22 protein-coding genes and 1 riboswitch are annotated in these 17,181 nt (G+C 50.2%); of the genes, 8 read left to right on the top strand and 14 right to left on the bottom strand.

Features of this window, described 5'->3' with window-relative positions:
- Nucleotides 1-11 precede the first annotated feature (11 nt).
- Nucleotides 12-698 carry a response regulator transcription factor gene (locus tag WFJ73_RS25575; RefSeq protein ID WP_336775773.1) on the top strand — a complete coding sequence of 229 codons (687 nt, stop codon included), beginning with the start codon at nucleotides 12-14 and terminating at the stop codon, nucleotides 696-698.
- A 44-nt stretch (nucleotides 699-742) separates the two neighbouring features.
- On the opposite strand, the gene WFJ73_RS25570 is transcribed toward WFJ73_RS25575, so the two are convergent.
- The 6 genes from WFJ73_RS25570 to WFJ73_RS25545 all read right to left on the bottom strand — a co-directional run bounded on the left by WFJ73_RS25570 (nucleotide 743) and on the right by WFJ73_RS25545 (nucleotide 5,272).
- The gene (locus WFJ73_RS25570) at nucleotides 743-1,705 is read right to left on the bottom strand and encodes a phosphotransferase family protein (RefSeq protein WP_336775772.1); all 963 of its coding nucleotides are present in this window, start codon (nucleotides 1,703-1,705) and stop codon (nucleotides 743-745) included.
- Nucleotides 1,706-1,739: 34 nt separating this feature from the next.
- Nucleotides 1,740-2,642, bottom strand: coding sequence for an aldo/keto reductase (locus WFJ73_RS25565; protein WP_336775771.1), 903 nt, complete (start codon nucleotides 2,640-2,642; stop codon nucleotides 1,740-1,742).
- 28 nt (nucleotides 2,643-2,670) lie between these two features.
- Entirely contained in the window at nucleotides 2,671-3,225 is a 555-nt protein-coding gene (locus WFJ73_RS25560) for a DUF2812 domain-containing protein (protein WP_336775770.1), read from the bottom strand.
- 5 nt (nucleotides 3,226-3,230) lie between these two features.
- The gene (locus WFJ73_RS25555) at nucleotides 3,231-3,569 is read right to left on the bottom strand and encodes a PadR family transcriptional regulator (RefSeq protein WP_336775769.1); all 339 of its coding nucleotides are present in this window, start codon (nucleotides 3,567-3,569) and stop codon (nucleotides 3,231-3,233) included.
- A gap of 168 nt (nucleotides 3,570-3,737) precedes the next feature.
- On the bottom strand, nucleotides 3,738-4,601 hold the full coding sequence (locus tag WFJ73_RS25550; protein ID WP_336775768.1) for an effector binding domain-containing protein: 864 nt from the start codon (nucleotides 4,599-4,601) through the stop codon (nucleotides 3,738-3,740).
- Between the two features lie 71 nt (nucleotides 4,602-4,672).
- Complete coding sequence (locus WFJ73_RS25545) at nucleotides 4,673-5,272, bottom strand: DJ-1/PfpI family protein (protein ID WP_336775767.1); 600 nt, start codon at nucleotides 5,270-5,272, stop codon at nucleotides 4,673-4,675.
- Between the two features lie 52 nt (nucleotides 5,273-5,324).
- Nucleotides 5,325-5,404: riboswitch (ZMP/ZTP riboswitch) on the bottom strand.
- Between the two features lie 134 nt (nucleotides 5,405-5,538).
- Here WFJ73_RS25545 and WFJ73_RS25540 point away from each other — a divergent pair.
- The gene (locus tag WFJ73_RS25540; RefSeq protein WP_336775766.1) at nucleotides 5,539-6,252 is read left to right on the top strand and encodes a glycoside hydrolase family 25 protein; all 714 of its coding nucleotides are present in this window, start codon (nucleotides 5,539-5,541) and stop codon (nucleotides 6,250-6,252) included.
- A 43-nt stretch (nucleotides 6,253-6,295) separates the two neighbouring features.
- Here the strand turns inward: WFJ73_RS25540 and WFJ73_RS25535 are convergent, their stop codons facing one another.
- From WFJ73_RS25535 to WFJ73_RS25520, 4 genes are all read right to left on the bottom strand, one after another.
- Nucleotides 6,296-6,712, bottom strand: coding sequence for a hypothetical protein (locus tag WFJ73_RS25535; protein ID WP_336775765.1), 417 nt, complete (start codon nucleotides 6,710-6,712; stop codon nucleotides 6,296-6,298).
- Nucleotides 6,713-6,803: 91 nt separating this feature from the next.
- Nucleotides 6,804-7,367: a glutathione peroxidase gene (locus tag WFJ73_RS25530; RefSeq protein ID WP_336775855.1), complete on the bottom strand. Its 564-nt coding sequence runs from the start codon at nucleotides 7,365-7,367 to the stop codon at nucleotides 6,804-6,806.
- Between the two features lie 123 nt (nucleotides 7,368-7,490).
- On the bottom strand, nucleotides 7,491-8,021 hold the full coding sequence (locus tag WFJ73_RS25525) for an NUDIX hydrolase (protein ID WP_336775764.1): 531 nt from the start codon (nucleotides 8,019-8,021) through the stop codon (nucleotides 7,491-7,493).
- A 4-nt stretch (nucleotides 8,022-8,025) separates the two neighbouring features.
- Nucleotides 8,026-8,742 (bottom strand): hypothetical protein, encoded by a 717-nt coding sequence (locus tag WFJ73_RS25520; protein ID WP_336775763.1) that lies wholly within the window; start codon nucleotides 8,740-8,742, stop codon nucleotides 8,026-8,028.
- 148 nt (nucleotides 8,743-8,890) lie between these two features.
- Between WFJ73_RS25520 and WFJ73_RS25515 the strand changes: the two genes are divergently transcribed.
- From WFJ73_RS25515 to WFJ73_RS25505, 3 genes are read left to right on the top strand one after another with little or no spacing between them, the layout of a single operon-like run.
- A complete protein-coding gene (locus WFJ73_RS25515; protein WP_336775762.1) occupies nucleotides 8,891-9,688 on the top strand; it encodes an ABC transporter permease in 798 nt (265 codons plus the stop codon).
- 10 nt (nucleotides 9,689-9,698) lie between these two features.
- Nucleotides 9,699-10,517, top strand: coding sequence for an ABC transporter permease (locus WFJ73_RS25510; RefSeq protein WP_336775761.1), 819 nt, complete (start codon nucleotides 9,699-9,701; stop codon nucleotides 10,515-10,517).
- A gap of 22 nt (nucleotides 10,518-10,539) precedes the next feature.
- Nucleotides 10,540-11,529 carry an ABC transporter ATP-binding protein gene (locus tag WFJ73_RS25505; protein ID WP_336775760.1) on the top strand — a complete coding sequence of 330 codons (990 nt, stop codon included), beginning with the start codon at nucleotides 10,540-10,542 and terminating at the stop codon, nucleotides 11,527-11,529.
- A 58-nt stretch (nucleotides 11,530-11,587) separates the two neighbouring features.
- On the opposite strand, the gene WFJ73_RS25500 is transcribed toward WFJ73_RS25505, so the two are convergent.
- Nucleotides 11,588-13,114, bottom strand: a complete 1,527-nt coding sequence (locus tag WFJ73_RS25500) for a YncE family protein (protein WP_336775854.1) — start codon at nucleotides 13,112-13,114, stop codon at nucleotides 11,588-11,590.
- 82 nt (nucleotides 13,115-13,196) lie between these two features.
- Nucleotides 13,197-14,390 (bottom strand): ROK family transcriptional regulator, encoded by a 1,194-nt coding sequence (locus WFJ73_RS25495; RefSeq protein WP_336775759.1) that lies wholly within the window; start codon nucleotides 14,388-14,390, stop codon nucleotides 13,197-13,199.
- Nucleotides 14,391-14,638: 248 nt separating this feature from the next.
- Here WFJ73_RS25495 and WFJ73_RS25490 point away from each other — a divergent pair, with 248 nt between their 5' ends.
- The 3 genes from WFJ73_RS25490 (at nucleotide 14,639) to WFJ73_RS25480 (ending at nucleotide 16,381) form a co-directional block, all read left to right on the top strand.
- Nucleotides 14,639-15,271: a chromate transporter gene (locus WFJ73_RS25490; RefSeq protein WP_336775758.1), complete on the top strand. Its 633-nt coding sequence runs from the start codon at nucleotides 14,639-14,641 to the stop codon at nucleotides 15,269-15,271.
- Between the two features lie 22 nt (nucleotides 15,272-15,293).
- Nucleotides 15,294-15,824 (top strand): chromate transporter, encoded by a 531-nt coding sequence (locus WFJ73_RS25485; protein WP_336775757.1) that lies wholly within the window; start codon nucleotides 15,294-15,296, stop codon nucleotides 15,822-15,824.
- A 74-nt stretch (nucleotides 15,825-15,898) separates the two neighbouring features.
- Nucleotides 15,899-16,381, top strand: coding sequence for an SRPBCC family protein (locus WFJ73_RS25480; RefSeq protein ID WP_336775853.1), 483 nt, complete (start codon nucleotides 15,899-15,901; stop codon nucleotides 16,379-16,381).
- A gap of 246 nt (nucleotides 16,382-16,627) precedes the next feature.
- Here the strand turns inward: WFJ73_RS25480 and WFJ73_RS25475 are convergent, their stop codons facing one another.
- Nucleotides 16,628-16,954 (bottom strand): hypothetical protein, encoded by a 327-nt coding sequence (locus WFJ73_RS25475; protein WP_336775756.1) that lies wholly within the window; start codon nucleotides 16,952-16,954, stop codon nucleotides 16,628-16,630.
- Nucleotides 16,955-16,956: 2 nt separating this feature from the next.
- Nucleotides 16,957-17,181: a helix-turn-helix domain-containing protein gene (locus tag WFJ73_RS25470; RefSeq protein WP_336775755.1), complete on the bottom strand. Its 225-nt coding sequence runs from the start codon at nucleotides 17,179-17,181 to the stop codon at nucleotides 16,957-16,959.

The raw sequence follows: 17,181 nt of genomic DNA, 5'->3' as shown, positions 1-17,181 counted from the left end.
ATTTTTGTACCATGACACAACAAACCATCCGTATTCTCATCGCCGATGACATGGAAGCCCATCTTCGAAGGCTGGAGAGAACCTTCGCAGGGCATGATGAATTTATATGCGTGGCGCGTGCTTCCTCTGGACATGATGCGCTCCTCCAGGCCGGCCTGCACCAACCCGATGTCATTCTCATGGATATCGAGATGGAATCCCAATATGCGGGTATTCAAGCAGCAAAATTAATCAACGAGAAATACCCGCGCATGAAAATTATCGTCCTCACCGTTCACAAGGATGAGAATTTCATTTTTGCAGCTTTCCAAACCGGCATTACCGATTATTTATTGAAAAACGCAGCCGACATCGAGGTTCTGGACGCTGTCCGCGCAGCCTACATGAATGCCTCTCCCATCCGCCCGATGATTGCCGAGAAAATCCGCGAGGAATTTGCGCGCGTGAAACGAGCCGAGAACAGCCTGATCAATATTATTCAGATCATTTCCGATCTTACGCCAAGCGAGCTGCAGGTTCTAAGGCTGTTATGCGAGGGCAAGAAACGGAAGCAAATCGCGGAGGAACGCTGCGTCGAATACGAAACGATAAAGAAACAGATTAATTCCATTCTGCGAAAATTCCAAATGCCCGACTCGGCGATGGTCATTCAGACGATTAACGATCTTCGCATATTCGAGGTCATGAAGAAGCTCTAAAAAAAGCTGATGGCGGCTCGATAACCGTCATCAGCTTTGCTTTTTCACAGGCTTTGCAGCTGCTTATAACCCTCTGCGAAATTCTCGTAAGCCCACTTGATATGATCCTTGCTTTCGTATTTGCGGTAGGTGCATTCAATGACCATGATGAGATCGAGATAGAAATCGTACAACACGCGTCTTCGCTGCTCGGACTCGGTTAAGCCGTCGATGCCGTATCCCCCGCAGAACGCGCTCAACGTATTCTTCGCGAAACGTCCGAAATAGAACTCGCTAAGCGGATCGCCCCAAAAGGCACGCTCGAAGTCGATCAGCCCGGAGATTCTGCCTTCATGGACAAACACGTTGCCGTCCCACAAATCCCAATGGATAAGCGAAGCTTCCTTAACCACACCCAACAGCTCCCTGTAGCGAAGCACTTCCTTCTCAATCTGCGCATAGGACACCGGCAGCTCGACGCCTGCATCCTTGCCATCGGCCAGCACATCCGCCATCATGCCCTCAAACGCTTCCGCCCAGTTATCCTTCCTGCGGCCCTCCGGCTGAAGCGAGCCAAAGAAGCTGTTCTTATAGGCATTAATGGAACGGCTGTAGCCGCCAAGCTCGCGTGCGATGTTCTCCCGCTCTTCCAGAGAGAGAGAGTCCCTTATTTTATTCATGGCTGTTCCTTCTACATATTCCATGAAAAAATACTCCGCCGGTATGATCGCACAAGCAGCATCGTACGCATAGACGCGCGGAACAGGCAGTCCTGGCGTATTCGCAACGAGGCGCATGGCTTCTACTTCCGTCCGCATCATATTCCTCTCGTAACGCATGACCAGCTTATCCGCGGAAGGTGCAATCTTCAGGACGGTCTTCCGTCCATCCCCCAGCACAATCGAGTAAGCCATGTTTGCCCAGCCGTCCGTAAGTTCGCTTGCCGAACTATAAACCTGTCCAAAAGCTTCCCGTACGATCGTTTCGATCTCTTTGTCATTCAACCTGTACTTGTTCGCATTTTCCATTGCGCCTGACAACCTCCGGACTTTGGGATAGGTGTTAGCGGTGAACCTTGTACACGCCAGCTTTGCTTAAGCGGCGAATAAGCTGTACTTCTTCGTCCGTCAATGGCGGAATATCCGCGGCAGAGATATTTTGCAGAAGCTGCTCGCGGGAGCTTGCTCCCGGAATCGCCACGGCTACTGCCGGATGGCTGAGAGAATAACGAATCGCAAGCTGCGAGAGACTCCGCCCCTCCGATGTCAATTGCTCTAGTTGACCGCGAAGCTCAAGCAGCTCATCGAGCTCATAGTCCGGCACGCCTTTGGCCGGCTGGCGGTTTGCCGCAAGCGCGCCGCTCGCAACAGGCCCGCGCGCGATCAGGCTAAGACCCTTTTCCTCCAATAGCGGAAGCACCGTTTCCTCTGCGCGACGATCCACGATGCTATATTGATTCATAACGCTAACGATGGAAGACCGCGAAACATACTCCCGAATGACATTCGGACGGATAGACGAAATGCCGTATTCCCGGATTACGCCCTCCCGCTTCAATTGCTCGAACGCTTCGATTGTCTCGTCAATCGGATCCTCGATCGTCCCTCCGTGCAGCTGGTACAGATCGATGTAGTCGGTTCCCAGCCGTCTAAGGCTGTCTTTCACCGCGGATAAAATATAATCCTTCGACGGATCCCAAGCCCAGCCCTCCTGTCCGGCTATTCTCCGGTTGCCGACCTTGGTCGCCAGCACCACCTGCTCACGGCGTCCGCGGATGGCCTTGCCAACAAGTTCTTCGTTCCGGCCGCTGTCATACAGATCGGCTGTATCCAGCAAAGTAACTCCACGTTCCAGGGCTTCATGAACAAGGGAAATAGCCTTCTCTTCATCCGTGCCCAGCGACATGCAGCCAAGTCCAATCTCCCCTACGTATAATTCCGAACCGCCCAATTGATTTTTTCTCATCCGAATCTGCCCCTTTCTGCTATTCACCTTAAAGTTTAAGTCCGTTAACTTTCTTCTGCATCCTCCAGCAGCCATACCCCAACACGCCGAATAAGAATAGATAAAGGACCAGCAGCGGTACGCCTACCGTCCATAACCTGTCGCTAAAGAGGTTCCTCAGATTGAGCATATTGGCAAGCATGATGACCAGGTTAACGAGCATCATAACGGCCATAACCCCTTGCAATCTTTTGTACAACTGAATCAATGAGTCTCGGTCCGTATAGAGCCGAGGCTCCTCCCCAGGATGCCATTCCCTGCGAAAATAATGCCAGAGCGAGCCGTAAGAGCTGACATATTCCCAGCCTGCGTCCCGATACAAATCAATATACTCCTGAAACTTGCTGCTTCCAAGCGTTTGCCCCGTCTGGTAATCCAGTCTGTACGTATACCGGACCGATTCATCCTTTGCGAAGAAGCTGCTTGCCATACTCGCCTTCTTGAAATGCAATCCGTCACGGGACATATCGTTAAGCCACTGCTCTTCCTTCTCAAAGTTCCAGCTCATCGTCAGCCGGCGCCGCTTAATCAGCTTGTCACTCATCCGCCTCACCCTTTCTTCGCAATCAGAGCTTGCCGCCCTACGTTCAGAAGCTCTTCCAGTCTTGCGATCTCCGCTTCGACTACCAGCATGCCGTTCTCCGTAATGGCATACATTTTGCGGCGCGAGTCCGCTCCTTCCGGAACGGGATATTGCTCAATCAGCCCTTTGCCCAGCAAGGTATTAAGCGCCGTATATAAAGTGCCGGCACCAAGCTTAACGCGTCCGCCGCTCCTTTTCTCGGTATCCTGCATAATGCCGTATCCATGCGATGGCTCCGTATAGAGAACAATCAGGATATAATAAAACGCTTCAGTAAGCGGCAGCATCTCTTTCACACCATTCATCCTTCCCACTACTCGAACTATATCGTCTATCGATATATCTTATGCTTATATATTAAGTATCGATATATCGACTGTCAATATAGTTTATGGAAAATTTATCAAAACAAATCTCACAAAAAAAAGAACATGCCGAGAATTTCGTCATGCTCTACTAGGTTTCTTCTTTGCTTAGCGAATCGGGATATAGATGGTCATGCTGATTTTCTGCGGTGTGGAGTTCAGAACATCCGTCACTTCAAAGTCCGGTCCCTCTCCCCGCTCGTAATTGCTGTTAGGCAGCCAGGTTCCATAGATGTATTTCCATGCGTTTTGTCCAACTTCGGGCATCGTTCCGTTGCGGAAAGCCGCATATTTGCCGGCGGGAAGCTCCAGACAGGCGAAGCCGTCCTCTACCTCCGCAAACGAAGTGACCTCCTCGCCGATAAGGAACGAAAAGGCGCCATCCTCGCTGTAGCCATGGGGGATGCCATAAGCAAAAGCCGGCCGCGCTTTGTTAGGAATGCGCATAAAGTATTCATGATTGCCAAAGTGCGCATAGAAACCCGGAATCTCCTCGAAATACCGCTCGTTGTTCAGATTGGTCGGGTAGTTATAACCGATAATACGAGTCGCAGGCCGTTCAATGATGTCCGGTTTGTACATCGTCAATCCTCCTCGGATATTAGCCGTTAGTGCAACGAGATCAATGGGGAGCTGCAAGGCAACCTTCCCCTGATGCTTCCTGTACTGTGCCGGAGCCATGCCGAAATAACCGGCAAAAGCACGGGTAAACGCCTCCTGCGAGCCGTATTGGTAAGACACCGAGATATCAAGCACCGTTTGACGGGTAACTCTCAGCTCTTCGGCAGCTCTGCTTAACCTTCTCTTCCGAATGTATTCCTGCACCGTAAAGCCCGTAATGGCATGGAACAACCTTTGAAAATGGTACAGCGAAAATCCCGCCCGGGCGGCTATCGCCTCCAAGCTAAGGGCCTCCTGCAGCTGTTCTTCTATAAAGGTAATCGCGTTTTGGATTCGTGCGTAATGTTCCATTCGTAAGATTGATCCAGCTCCCTCGCTCATCGTTACGGCTATCCTATCAGGAAAACGTCTTTTATATTTGATCAGAAGTGCTCTTTTTGCACCCAATCGTATTCCATCAATTTTGCGGTATGCAAGGCTCTCTCCTTGCCATGAAGGCGACTGATGACATAGAGGGACATGTCGATGCCGGCGGAAATGCCGGCAGACATTACGATTTTCCCGTTATCCACATATCTGGCGGTCTCGGAGATTTCGGCGGATGCCGGGGCGACCTGCCTTAGTTCGTCGGTTGCAAGACGATTCGTCGTCAGCTTCAGCCCTTCCAGCACTCCCGCCTTCGCAAGGAGCAGCGATCCCGTGCAGACGGATAGAAGCAGCTCCGACTCGTCAGCGCATTTCCTGATCCAATCGGTCAGCACCTTGTTGTGCATTTCCTGACGGGAGCCCAAGCCGCCTGGGATAAGTACGATATCGGGCTTGGGACAGTTATCAATGGTATAGGCCGGATTAACGCTCAGATTGCCTAGGGCCTTAACGGGAGCTGTCTTTTCCGACACGGTGAACACATGAAAATCCTGCCCTCGATTGCTGCCCGTAATAAACACTTCGAACGGTCCCGTAAAGTCCAGCACTTCCACGTTGTCGTAGATCAGAATAGCTACATTTCTTCTCTTCTGCATCCGCTTCATCCTCCCCAATAAAAAAGAGCATCGCCTCTCTTCACGAGAAACGATACTCTGCCCAGGCGTACGGCTGATGACATATGTGCTCCCTCGTGGTTCTCCACGTTTACGCCAGTCGCACATACCATATATTTACTTTTATCATATACCGGGCATATTCGCGGAGCAAGCTAAATATTGCGGAAACAAATAAGGACAAGCTGACGTCTATGTATTGGAGTGTTCAAGGTAAAATTAAAGGCAGGTACAAAGGATGGGTGGCTATGAAGCTAAGCAGATGGCAGAAAAGCACCGCGTGTATACTGCTGCTCCTTATCATTTCCGGCGTTTTGGAATATAAGGGCATCATTTGGCATAACAACCTGTTTGCGTCTAAATACAAGGTAAGAGGGATCGATGTGTCCCACTATCAGGGCGAGATTGATTGGGGCAAGGTTGCTGGCAGCGGCAAATGGCAGTTCGTCTATATCAAGGCAACGGAAGGAAAGGATATGACGGATAAGGAGTTCAAGTCGAATTGGGAGCAAGCCAGAAGCCAAGGAATGAGGATCGGCGCTTATCATTTTTTCACAACTCAGAGCACCGGCACCCAGCAGGCGGCGCATTTTATCGAAGAGGTACCCAATGATCCCGCTAACCTCCCGCCCGTTATCGATATCGAGATTGCGCTTGATAAGGATGTCGCCCGCATTCAGCGGGAACTGACCATCCTCTCCAGCCATCTGGAGGAGCATTATAAGCAGAAGCCTATCCTGTACGTAACTTACGATACCTTTAATACCTATATAGATGGCAGCTTTAAGGATTACGAAATCTGGATCAGGGATATCGTCAAGCATCCGCGTTTACGAGGAGACCGTAGTTGGTTATTCTGGCAATACAACAATCGGGGCCATATCCCCGGTATCGATGCGTACGTCGACATTAACGTTTTTAACGGAGACAAAGAACAATTTAAGGCCAGGTTTGATCGCTAAAAAAATAGAAGCCGAAGCTTCTTGGGAAGCATCGGCCAATGGATTACTTTTCAATTTTATAGGTAAACTTCCACTCAGCCGTGTTCCCTGAATACCTGCCGCGATTCTCCGTCACAACGACCTTCAACGCTTTATTGACGGTTTTTGTGATAGACGATACCTTTACGGTATCGTTGGCTGAGTTGCTATCGGGAATTTTGTCCTGCTCTTCGGCATATGCCTTCAGCTTAATGCTATCCGTTGATTTCAAGCTTAGGGTAATGCTTTTGCTTTTCTGAACTTCCTTGCCATTCACGTAAGCCTTAGTCAACCACTCGTTACCGACATGGTTATTCTCAACCAACTCCACGCTGACAAGCGTCACTTTGAACTTGGTTGTTTTGTCCGAAGCCGAGACCGGTTGCATAAGCAGGGCAAAAACAGCCGTAACCGCCATAGCTACCTTCACAAGCTTACTCAATGCGAATGCCTCCCTCGAAATTTTTCTTAAAAGAAACTTCTCCGGGGCGCATGTTTATCCTGCTTCTTTACCATTTTCGCAATAATTAGACTTATTGCTCCGAGGATAATGCCTCCTCGATGGCCAGTTCCAAATCGGCCGGCTGCGTCGTTGGCTCGAATCGCGCGATAACTTTTCCTTCCCGGTTAACGAGGAACTTGGAGAAGTTCCACTTTACGCCGTCGCCTTCATACAGGTCCGGATGATTCTGCTTGAGAAAATTCTTCATCCAAAGCTCATCGGAATTGTCCGTGTCAAAGCCCCGGAAAGGTGCCTGCTCCGTCAAATATTGGAAGAGCGGATGAACGGATTCACCGCGGAGCTCCACCTTTTCGAACAGCGAGAAGGTTACTCCAACATTGCGCCGGCAATGCTCTTCCACCTCCGCATTGCTGCCGGGCTCTTTGCCATTGAACTGATTGCACGGGAAACCCAATATTTCGAAGCCGTGCATCCAATATTTTTCGTACAAATGTTGCAGGCCTTCGAACTGCTTGGAATAGCCGCATTGGCTTGCTGTATTCACGATTAGAAGAACCCTGCCGTAAAAAGCAGACAGATGAATAGGCTCCCCATTTATCTCATTAACCTGAATGTCATAGATGGACTTGTTCATCATTAATCCCTCTCCCCTTTTATATATTTAATCCATCATATAACCAAGAAGCCTATTTGAATAATATATAAAAACAATAATCTTCATAGGCAATTTCAATAAAGTATATATTGGAAAAAAGGCCTATAAAAGACCTTCTCCTTCCATAATTTCCGCAGCTTCTTTCAGGATAATCCGGTCACGCATCAACATAAAAAAGTTGGAATGATTATCCTCTTCGCCCGCCACTGCTTTTCCCATAATATCCAACGCTTGTGAGACAGACAGCCATTGAACGGACATTCCGAGCTGTTTTTCGGCTTCGGTGAGTGCAGCCGTACCCTCGCCATGCCGCGCTTTTGCCAGATAACAATGCGAATGCTGCAAAAAGCCGTTTCGATTCTTATGCTCCTCTATAAAGCCAAGCCTGCGGATTACTTCCGCTTCGCAACCGGTCTCCTCTTTTATTTCCCTAACAAAAGCCTCCTCGGGGGACTCCCCTTCTTCCATTCCCCCTCCAGGCAGCTTGTAGAGATCAGGCTCGGCCATATACATCATCGCAACCTGTCCCCGGTTGTTGAATAAAACTCCCCTGGCGGCACAACGCGAGACGGTATCCAAATAGGAAGGGCGGCCCCCGATAAAATCGCTGTCGGTTATTTTTATGTTGAGCATAGCCTTACGCCTCCTTCTTCTCCCTAATAAGTTCAAGAATATCAACAATCAATATTTTATCATCAGGCACCTTTACCCCAAACTCATCTTCGACTCGCCGCAGCTTCCTGTACATGGACTCTTCGGACGAGCATAGCTCCTTGAACGTGGACTTATCCGAAATAAACAAATCATAATAATCCCACCCGAATATTTTGTAAAAAAAACTAACCGCTTCCTCCTCGAGTTCGTCCATCCGAGTCTGGCTGGCGGCCCCAAGTACGGTAGTCCCCGGACGTGGCAAAGTATTTCCTTCTTTTTTATAAGCATCAAATGTTTTGACAAGGTCTAAATAAGCATCTTCCCTGTCATTTCCGTGTCCGCTCATCCAGCTCCAGCCTTTTATGCCTGCTTTCCAGCGAATCGCTGCTGCATTGGAATTTTGTTCGGAATATTCGATCGGATAATCATCCACGGACCAGTTCTTTTCATAGTCACGCCTTTTTCTAAAGACATATCGCGCTCCTTCAATCAGCACTGCCATGCAAAGGCTGGGAATAAGACTATTAACGGCGTTATCGGGATTAAAGTGCCTCGCAGAGGAATAAATGCCGTCGCATAATAGGAAAAGCATTAAAGCATATAAGAGCCATCTCAACCCTTTGGACAGCTTCCTAAGCCGTTTAAAGTTCAGCAAAGTTAAGTAAAATGCCACGATAAGAATGATCAGAATCATTGCCACTTCCGTTACGCCTCCCCTGCAATTTTAGGCCGAACCTTATAAATAACTATATTAAAAATATCCGTAGCCTGCGGGATTGAAATCGATTAATATAAGAGCATTGTAATTGTAATATTTTACATATGAAGTCACTTTTAAGGGGGTTAATATGCTTCAAGCTTACTGGTACATAACGAAAATGAAGCTTCTCGTTAATCTGACTTACCGGTTTGAAGTATTCACTTCCGTTGCAACCAATCTTATTCTGATGCTGGCTTCCGTATTCTTATGGCAGACGGCTTACAAAGGCGGCTCCGGATCGGTAGAATCGCTTAGCCTGCAGGATATTACGACCTACACCATTCTCTCGATCATTATCTCTACCATCTTCGTATGCGATGTACAGAATACCATCTATTACAAAATACGGGAAGGCCAAATTGTGACCGACTTCTACCGTCCTATCCCTCTTTTTGCCTGCTACCTGGCCGAAGATATCGGAGAGATGCTTAGCTCCTTGTTAAACAGGGCGCTTCCGCTAGTCGTATTTGCCTCCATCTTTTTTGGCATTCCATGGCCCGCTTCCTTCCAAAACTTCCTGCTTTTCCTTCCAAGCTGCCTGCTAAGCTACGCCATTCTATGGCTGCTCAGCGCGCTTATCGGACTGATTGCGTTCTGGGTGATGGAGCTTGGCAACATGGGCAATGTCAAGGACGCTATCGTCCGCGTATTGTCCGGCAGTATCGTTCCGCTGTGGTTTTTCCCGGAATCGGTGCAGACCGTCTCGAAATTTCTTCCGTTCCAATACACGTACCAGACTCCGCTCGGCATTTATATCGGCAACACAAGCATGCCAGAAGCCTTTACCTCCATGGCTGTTCAAGCCGTCTGGATCGCGGTATTGTATCTGATCCTGGCAGCCGGATGGGCGCGCACGAAGAAAAAAACGTTAATCCAGGGAGGCTGAGAACGTCCTTATGGTATCTACGATCAAGCATTATGTTTCCGTCGCTTCCTGCTGGGCGCGTCTCGCCGTGCAGCGGCAGCTGGAGTATCCGCTGTTCCTGTTCAGCTGGCTCCTCATGATTCCGATTCAATACTTCTCCGGCATCTGGATGCTCAAGATCATCGTCGACCGCTTCCAGGCCCTTAACGGCTGGGATTTCCCGCAGCTTACCTTTTTGTATGGACTTGGCCTGATCAGCCACGGCATCTTTGTCGTCTTCTTCATCAATACGTGGAGTATCGACCATATGGTCATTAACGGCGGCTTCGACCGTCTTCTGCTCCGGCCGATGAATGTTTTCTTCCAGCTCGTTGCGAGCTACGTTAATTTTATCGGGTTAATCGATTGCATACCTGGCGTTATCATCTTCCTCTATGGGGCCGAAATCGCCGGCTTTGACTGGACGATTGCGAACATCGGCAAGCTGATTCTCGTCCTGATCGGCGGTATTCTGATCCGTGCCGCGCTGTTCACCAGCCTTGGAGCTATCGCTTTCTGGACCAAGCGCAACGGCTCCATGGTTGGCTTCGCCCTGACGATGCTCGAGCGCGCAACCATGTATCCGCTTAGCATGTACCCGTATTTTCTGCAGGCGTTATTCACCTTCATCATCCCAATCGGGTTCATCAGCTTCTATCCTGCCGCCGAGTTCCTGAATGCGGACAGCGGCGGCCTCGACCTTCCGCTAAGCTTTGCTCTGTGGACACCGCTCGTGGGCGTGATCTGCTTCCTGATTGCGGGCGGCATCTTTAAATTCGGCATGAAAAATTACGAGAGCGCAGGCTCTTAAGCCATAGGGGGATCGAACTGGAATGGAAACCGTTATCGAGGTTAAGGATCTCGTGAAAGAATACATTATCGTAAAAAAAGAAAGCGGGCTGCGCGGCTCGATCAAGAGCCTTCTTTTCCCGAAAAAAACGAAATTTAACGGCGTAAACGGCATCAGCTTCTCGATCGCGCCCGGCGAGATTGTCGGCTATATCGGACCTAACGGCGCCGGCAAAAGCACCACCATCAAAATGCTGACCGGCATCCTTCATCCGACCTCGGGCTCCATCAAGGTATGCGGCATCTCCCCGCAAGCCGACCGGAAGGCCGTCGTCCGCAAGCTTGGCGTTGTATTCGGGCAGCGCACGCAGCTGTATTGGGATTTGCGTCTCGGGGAATCGTTTGAGCTGCTGCGCCGGATTTACCAGATTGATCAACAAGCCTACGACGACAATCTCGCGATATTAACCGACGTGCTGAAGCTGCAGGAATTCATCAATACCCCGGTGCGCCAGCTGTCGCTTGGCCAGCGCATGCGCGGCGATATCGCTGCGGCCATGCTGCATTCGCCGTCGGTCTTATTCCTCGACGAGCCTACGATTGGGCTGGATGCCGACGCCAAGCATGCGATCCGCAACTTCATCAAGGAGATTAACCGAACCCGCGGCGTTACCGTTATTCTGACCACTCATGATCTCGATGACGTGGAGCAGCTGTGCAGCAGAATTATTGTAGTTAATAACGGCAAGCTTGTAGAGGACGGTCCCATCGGCTCCATCATTCACAAGCTTACTCCTCACCGTATGCTGGTAGTGGAACTTCACGAGCCTGCCCACGATCTCACGACTCCTCACGCTACGGTTATTAAGCAGGAAGGGCTGAAAATCTGGTACCAGTTCGAAAAGGAAAGCATCTCCGCATCGGAGCTTATCGCGGCCCTCTCGCAGAAGCTTCCGATTCAGGATATTAGCGTCAAGGAGCCTAATGTAGAAGACGCTATCCGCGAAGTCTATAAAACAACGGCAACTATGTAAGTACGGAATGAGAAAAGCCGGGGTTTACTCCATTTGGAGTGCACCCCGGCTTTCGCTATTATTCATAAAGAGCCATACCGCTTGGGCTGGCAGCTGTATCAATCTTGTTCGTCACCTCAAAGGTCTCTCCGTCAATGACGGTTACCCCGTCGCTTACCGCTACATAGATCCGGTTGGTCTTTGTATGAACGGCCACCGCCTTCGGGCAGCTGCCGACCGGAATGGTTTCGATAACCCTGTGTTTGGATGCATCAATAACCGAGACGCTGTCGCTTCCGGAATTCGTGACGTATACCAGATTGGCGAAGGTATCCACTCCGGCAGCATAAGGATTTTTGCCGATCCCTTCCGTTATTGTTTTTAAGACCGTGTTGGTCCCGCCATAAATAACGCTTAAGCTATCGCTTAAGTAATTCGGCACATAGAGGAGATTCGCGTCCTCGTGAATACCCGCAAGGCCCGGCTCATGACCGACAGGAATATCCGGGAACAGCCTTGTATGAGTATATCCGTCTATAACCGAAATATCATGATCCGGGCTGCCGTTTGCTACATAAATCCGGTTCGTATCGGTATTAATAACGATTCCGGCAGGAATGTTGCCGACGCCAACGGAATCGATAAGATGGTTGGCCTCTCCATCCAGAACATCTACGGTGTTAAGAAGCGAGCTTGTAATATAGACGCGGTTGGTCTTCACGTTAACGGCTGCGAGCGACGGAAACGGGCTTACCGGTACAATGGCTACCACTTCCTTCGTGCCCCCGTCCAATACAAAAAGCTGATGCTTGCTGCTGTTAATCGCGTAAATCCGGTTCGTCACCGGGTTAAGAGCTATCCCCTTAACGGAGCCGGCAGACGGTAACGGAATCGTATCGGTGACGGTATCCGTCTCCCCGTCGATAACCAGAATCTGTCCTTCATCCGATGAAGACACAAAAAGCTGATTACCTCTCATTACTGCCGCAGCTTTGGACTCAGTTGGAGCCGACATAGGAATTGGCGTTAGCGTAGGTGCTGGAGTTGGTGCTGGAGTTGGTGCTGGAGTTGGTGCTGGAGTTGGTGCTGAAGATGGAGATGATGTTTGAGCTGCTGTTGGTGTTGATACTGGTGATGGTGGAGCTACTGTTGGAGTTGATACTGGGGCTGGAGTTGGTGTTTGAGCTGCTATTGGAGTCGGAACGGCAACCGCTAGTTGCGAGACCTGGACTTCGGCCGAAGGCGGATTAATCGAAGGAACCGGTGCCTCTATAAGTTCGGCCTCGGATACCTCTTCCTCTTCGTAATCTTCGTAATCAATCTCTTGCCCGATCTCATCGTCAAGCATATCCAGCCATTGCGGCAGCGGCTGCAATTTCCTTTTCCGTAACTTCCGTAACGGATGTCTGTGCCGTTGTTGAGGAGTTACGGTTACAGCAGCAGCTGCCGGCGTTGTCTTCGGAACGCTTGGCTTTACTGCTTTTTTCTGTTTTTTCTTTGGTTTCATTGTTTGTTCTATGCGACTAGGGGGGCTTAGAAAGCCCGACTGCTTCTGAGGCAGGTACATCAGCAGCGGTGCGGATTCTTTTTTGCCCCGGCTATACATTTTCACTCGCTTCCCCTCCTCAAGCATACATAACCGCTTATTTATTATAAGTAGGTATGTATGGAATGGCTTGGGTATTTGCTTATAATTTCATGCGGCTTCTTACCATTAATGCGGCACCCGTCACAACCGCGTCTTCCTTTAATCGGCCCATCGAAAACTGCGGGATATACGCTTCGCCGTAATACGTCTTCTTAACCGCTACCTCCGTCGCTACCCGATAATACATCGGATTGGCGCTAATCAGAGCCCCGCCAAGAATAATCAGCTCCGGGTGGAACGTATTGATCAGATTCGCCAGCCCTACTCCGAAATAAGAGGCGGATTGCCGGAACATCTCCCGTATAAAAGGATCGCCGGCGTTTAGTCCCTCCGTAATCGTATCCAGATTTACTTTTTCCGGTACAACGTTACTTAATAATAAACTGCCTCCAACCTTCAGCCTCGTCCGCACCTGTCTTTCCAGCGCTTGCACCGAAGCAAAGGTTTCAAGCGAGCCATAGTTGCCGGATTCCTCCAGCCTTGGGCCGTCCACATCGATAATCATTTGTCCGATGGAGCCCTCCATGTCTACCTTTCCGTACACGATTTGCCCATGGGACATCATGGCCGAACGCAGGCTGATCCCCGCGGAGACGTACAACGCATGCTCCACGTTCTCTTGCCTCATGGACCAATGCTCTCCGACTAAAGCCGTATTAGCCCCATTCTCAAGCAGGGTTGGCAGCCCCGCGGCCTCCTCGAACATCGCGCAGATCGGGACCTGCTCCCAGCCTTTAGCCGGAAAATACTGAGGATTAATAATAACCCCGGTGCTGCGGTCAAGCGGTCCTACTGCCCCGATCCCCAGCCCAAGAATACGGCTTTGAGATAGGGCGTGATCCTTCATGAAGGCAAGCATCATACTGACCGTATGGGCAACCAGACGTTCGGGCGTCATCGTCTCGTCCATCCGCCACCGGACAACTGACTTCTGATTCATATTCATGTCAAATAAACCAAGGGTCGAGGTGAACCTGGAAATCTCGAGGCCAAATATATATCCGTAATCGGGATTAATTTGATAGAGAAGCGGTTTTCTGCCGCCCTTCGACGGACCTAATCCGGTAACGAGGATAAGCCCCTCCTTGGCCATATCGTCCAATAGACGGGTCATTGTGCTGCTGGTAATATCATGGGCTTCAAGCAGCTCCGCTTTTGCAATTGGTCCAAGATTAGCGATGTAATCGTAAATAAGCTGTTTATGCGAGGGGACGGAACGCAGAGAATGACTCATCGTTTCATCCTTTCCGGGTAGATTGTCGTTGCTACCAGCAATTATACCCCAGATCAAGAATAGGGGCTATGCCGATTGGTTTTCTCCACTTTATTCAATTTTGAACAAAACTAAACAAAGTACAAAGGGTTATTCACTCGTTTTTATCGGTATAAGCATTTCTTATAATCCAAATTGTCCAAACTTTAATTCAAAATGAATTTAAGTTGCTATAATAGCTATGTAAGAGTCAAAAGGAGAGAGTGTATATGCAGACAAACTGGAAAGAACGACTCTATTTTTTGGCACAGTTATTCTGGGTATTTGTACGGATCGGTCCTTCCACCTTTGGCGGCGGTTATGCCATGATGCCCGTCATTGAACGTGAGGTCGTTAATAAGCGTAATTGGATTGCCGAGAAAGAACTTGCTGATGTCGTATCGCTAGCCGGATCCGCTCCGGGCGGCGTTGGCGTCAATGCCGCAGCCTTCATCGGATACCGGAAAGCCGGCATACCGGGAGCGGCTATGGCGGTTATTGGCGTAACATTGCCAACCTTTATTATTATCATCACGCTTAGCCTTTTTTATCTGAAGTTTCAAGACAATCCCAAGGTTGTGGCTGCCCTGAAGGGGGTTCACGGCGCGGTTGTGGCGCTGATCGCAATGTCCGCGTACCGAATGGCCAGAGCCGCTATCTTTGACAAGACAACGTTAGTCATGCTGGTCCTCGCGCTTCTCATTCTGCTCGCGCTTCCGCTTACTCCGTTATATATCGTTGCAGCAGGTGTCCTGGTTGGTATAGGCATGGTTCGGGTCAAGGAGAAAACGGGCAAACAAGCCAATACGGAAAAGCCATCCTCCAGCAGCCAAGAGCTGATGTATCCGGAGTATTATATTTGACAAGCGCAAGGGAGAGTTACGTATGATCTGGGACTTATTCCTGACTTTCTTCAAAATTGGATTTATCTCGTTTGGCGGCGGTTATTCCGTTATTCCGATGATACAAACAAAGGTGATCTCGCACGGGTGGATGACAACCGCCGAATTTCAGAAGGCCGTTTCCCTTGCCGGAATGGCGCCGGGGCCAATCGCTACAAATGCCGTTACGTTAATCGGCTACGATACAGCGGGAATAGCCGGCGCCATTGCTGCCTGTGTGGGAATTGTCCTCCCTTCGCTGCTCGTCGTAATCGTGTTGTCGGCCTTCTTCTTTAAGCTTCGGAATAACAAGACGATGAAATCCCTCTTTTACGGCCTGCGGCCCGTCGTTACCGGGTTAATCCTTTATGCGGCGCTTCACTTCGGCGGCTTCGACAAGCCGGGCAGCTACACCTGGACGACCGGGTTTACGCTGCTGGTCTGCGCAGGCTGCCTTTGGCTTTTATTCAAATACAAGCTGCACCCGTTAACCGTTATCGCGGCGGCGGGAGCAGCCGGAATTATCTTTCTATAGCCCTTTTGAATCCTCCGCGGCAATCTGGTAATCTTGCATGAGATACCATTTTGAAAGCGGGGGATTTCGTTATTATGCTGGCCGCGATTGCGAAAGAAGGCACAGGTTATACCGTAACGTTCGAACGCAGATTGAATCATTCCAAGGAAGACGTCTGGTCTTATTTTACCGATAACGAAAAGCTCCCCAAGTGGTTCTCCGAGCTTCGCGTCGAGGATCTGCGGGAAGGCGGGCATCTCAGCTTCAACATGGGCGATGGCAGCTATGAGACGATGGCTATCACGGCTTACGAGCCTCAGGCCGTACTAGCCTTTACCTGGGGAGAGGACATGGCCGTGCGCTTTGAATTCCGCGGGGAGGACGGCGGCTGCAGGCTTGTGTTGATCGAGAGCATCTACAAGCCATCCGAGCATACGCCTAAAGACCTTGCGGGCTGGCATGTCTGCCTCGACGTCATTGTGTCGCTGCTTGACAGCGGACAACCCCTTGCGGACCGCAAGGCGCACTGGCAGCACTGGTACGCGAAGTACGCGGAGGCCTTGCAGCAGCTGCAGTGAAAGATAAGCGGGCTGTCCTGTAATGGACAGCCCGCTTTTTTGTTTTGCATTAGTGCTTAACGATGTCGTACATCATTAAGCCCGGCCGCCGCACGTCCGCAACACTTACACTTCCCGCCAATCTAAGCAAATAAGACCCTCTCAGGGTCTTATAATGACTAATATTACCTCGTATTCGCCCGATAAGGCCCTGCCAGGGTCTTATCCCAACGCCGCACGCCCGCACAGGTCGGCAAGCGCCGACTGCTATAGCTCCAGCCTCCTGAAATTCGGAAACGGCTGGGCGGCTTCCTTCAGCGATCCAAGTCCCGTCATTTCCGCGACTGCCATCATACGTTCCCAGATCGGCCAAATGACCGGAGAGCTATGCGCCTGCCTCTTCGCCTCCTCGGATTTCCATTCGAAAATTTCGATAACGGTACCGTCCTCCGCTTCAAGCTGAAGCAACGGCAGCTCCGAAATCAGTCCCTCCCTCTTAAGAGCCGGTCCATGCTCCCGAACGATCTCATGAAGCTCTTGCTCCTTGCCGGCATGGGGCCGGTACAAGGCAATCGCGATATTTTTATCCGACATCTCTATCTCCCGCTTTCCGCCGGCAATAATTCATACAGCTCATTAACCGAGCAACCAACGGTATCCGCAATGGAGATCGCCGTCTTTAACGGCATTAACCGCTTATTCTCCATATAGTCGGCCAACCGTTCCGGTTTATACAACAAGGCTCCGGCTAATGCCTCCCGGCTTATCCCCCGCTCCTCCAATCGTTCCTGCAGCAAGCAGCGGCCCAATTCATATTTCAT

Source organism: Paenibacillus sp. MMO-58, from assembly GCF_037146255.1.
In the GTDB taxonomy this organism is placed as follows: domain Bacteria; phylum Bacillota; class Bacilli; order Paenibacillales; family Paenibacillaceae; genus Pristimantibacillus.
This window is presented reverse-complemented; position numbering and strand designations above follow the sequence as displayed.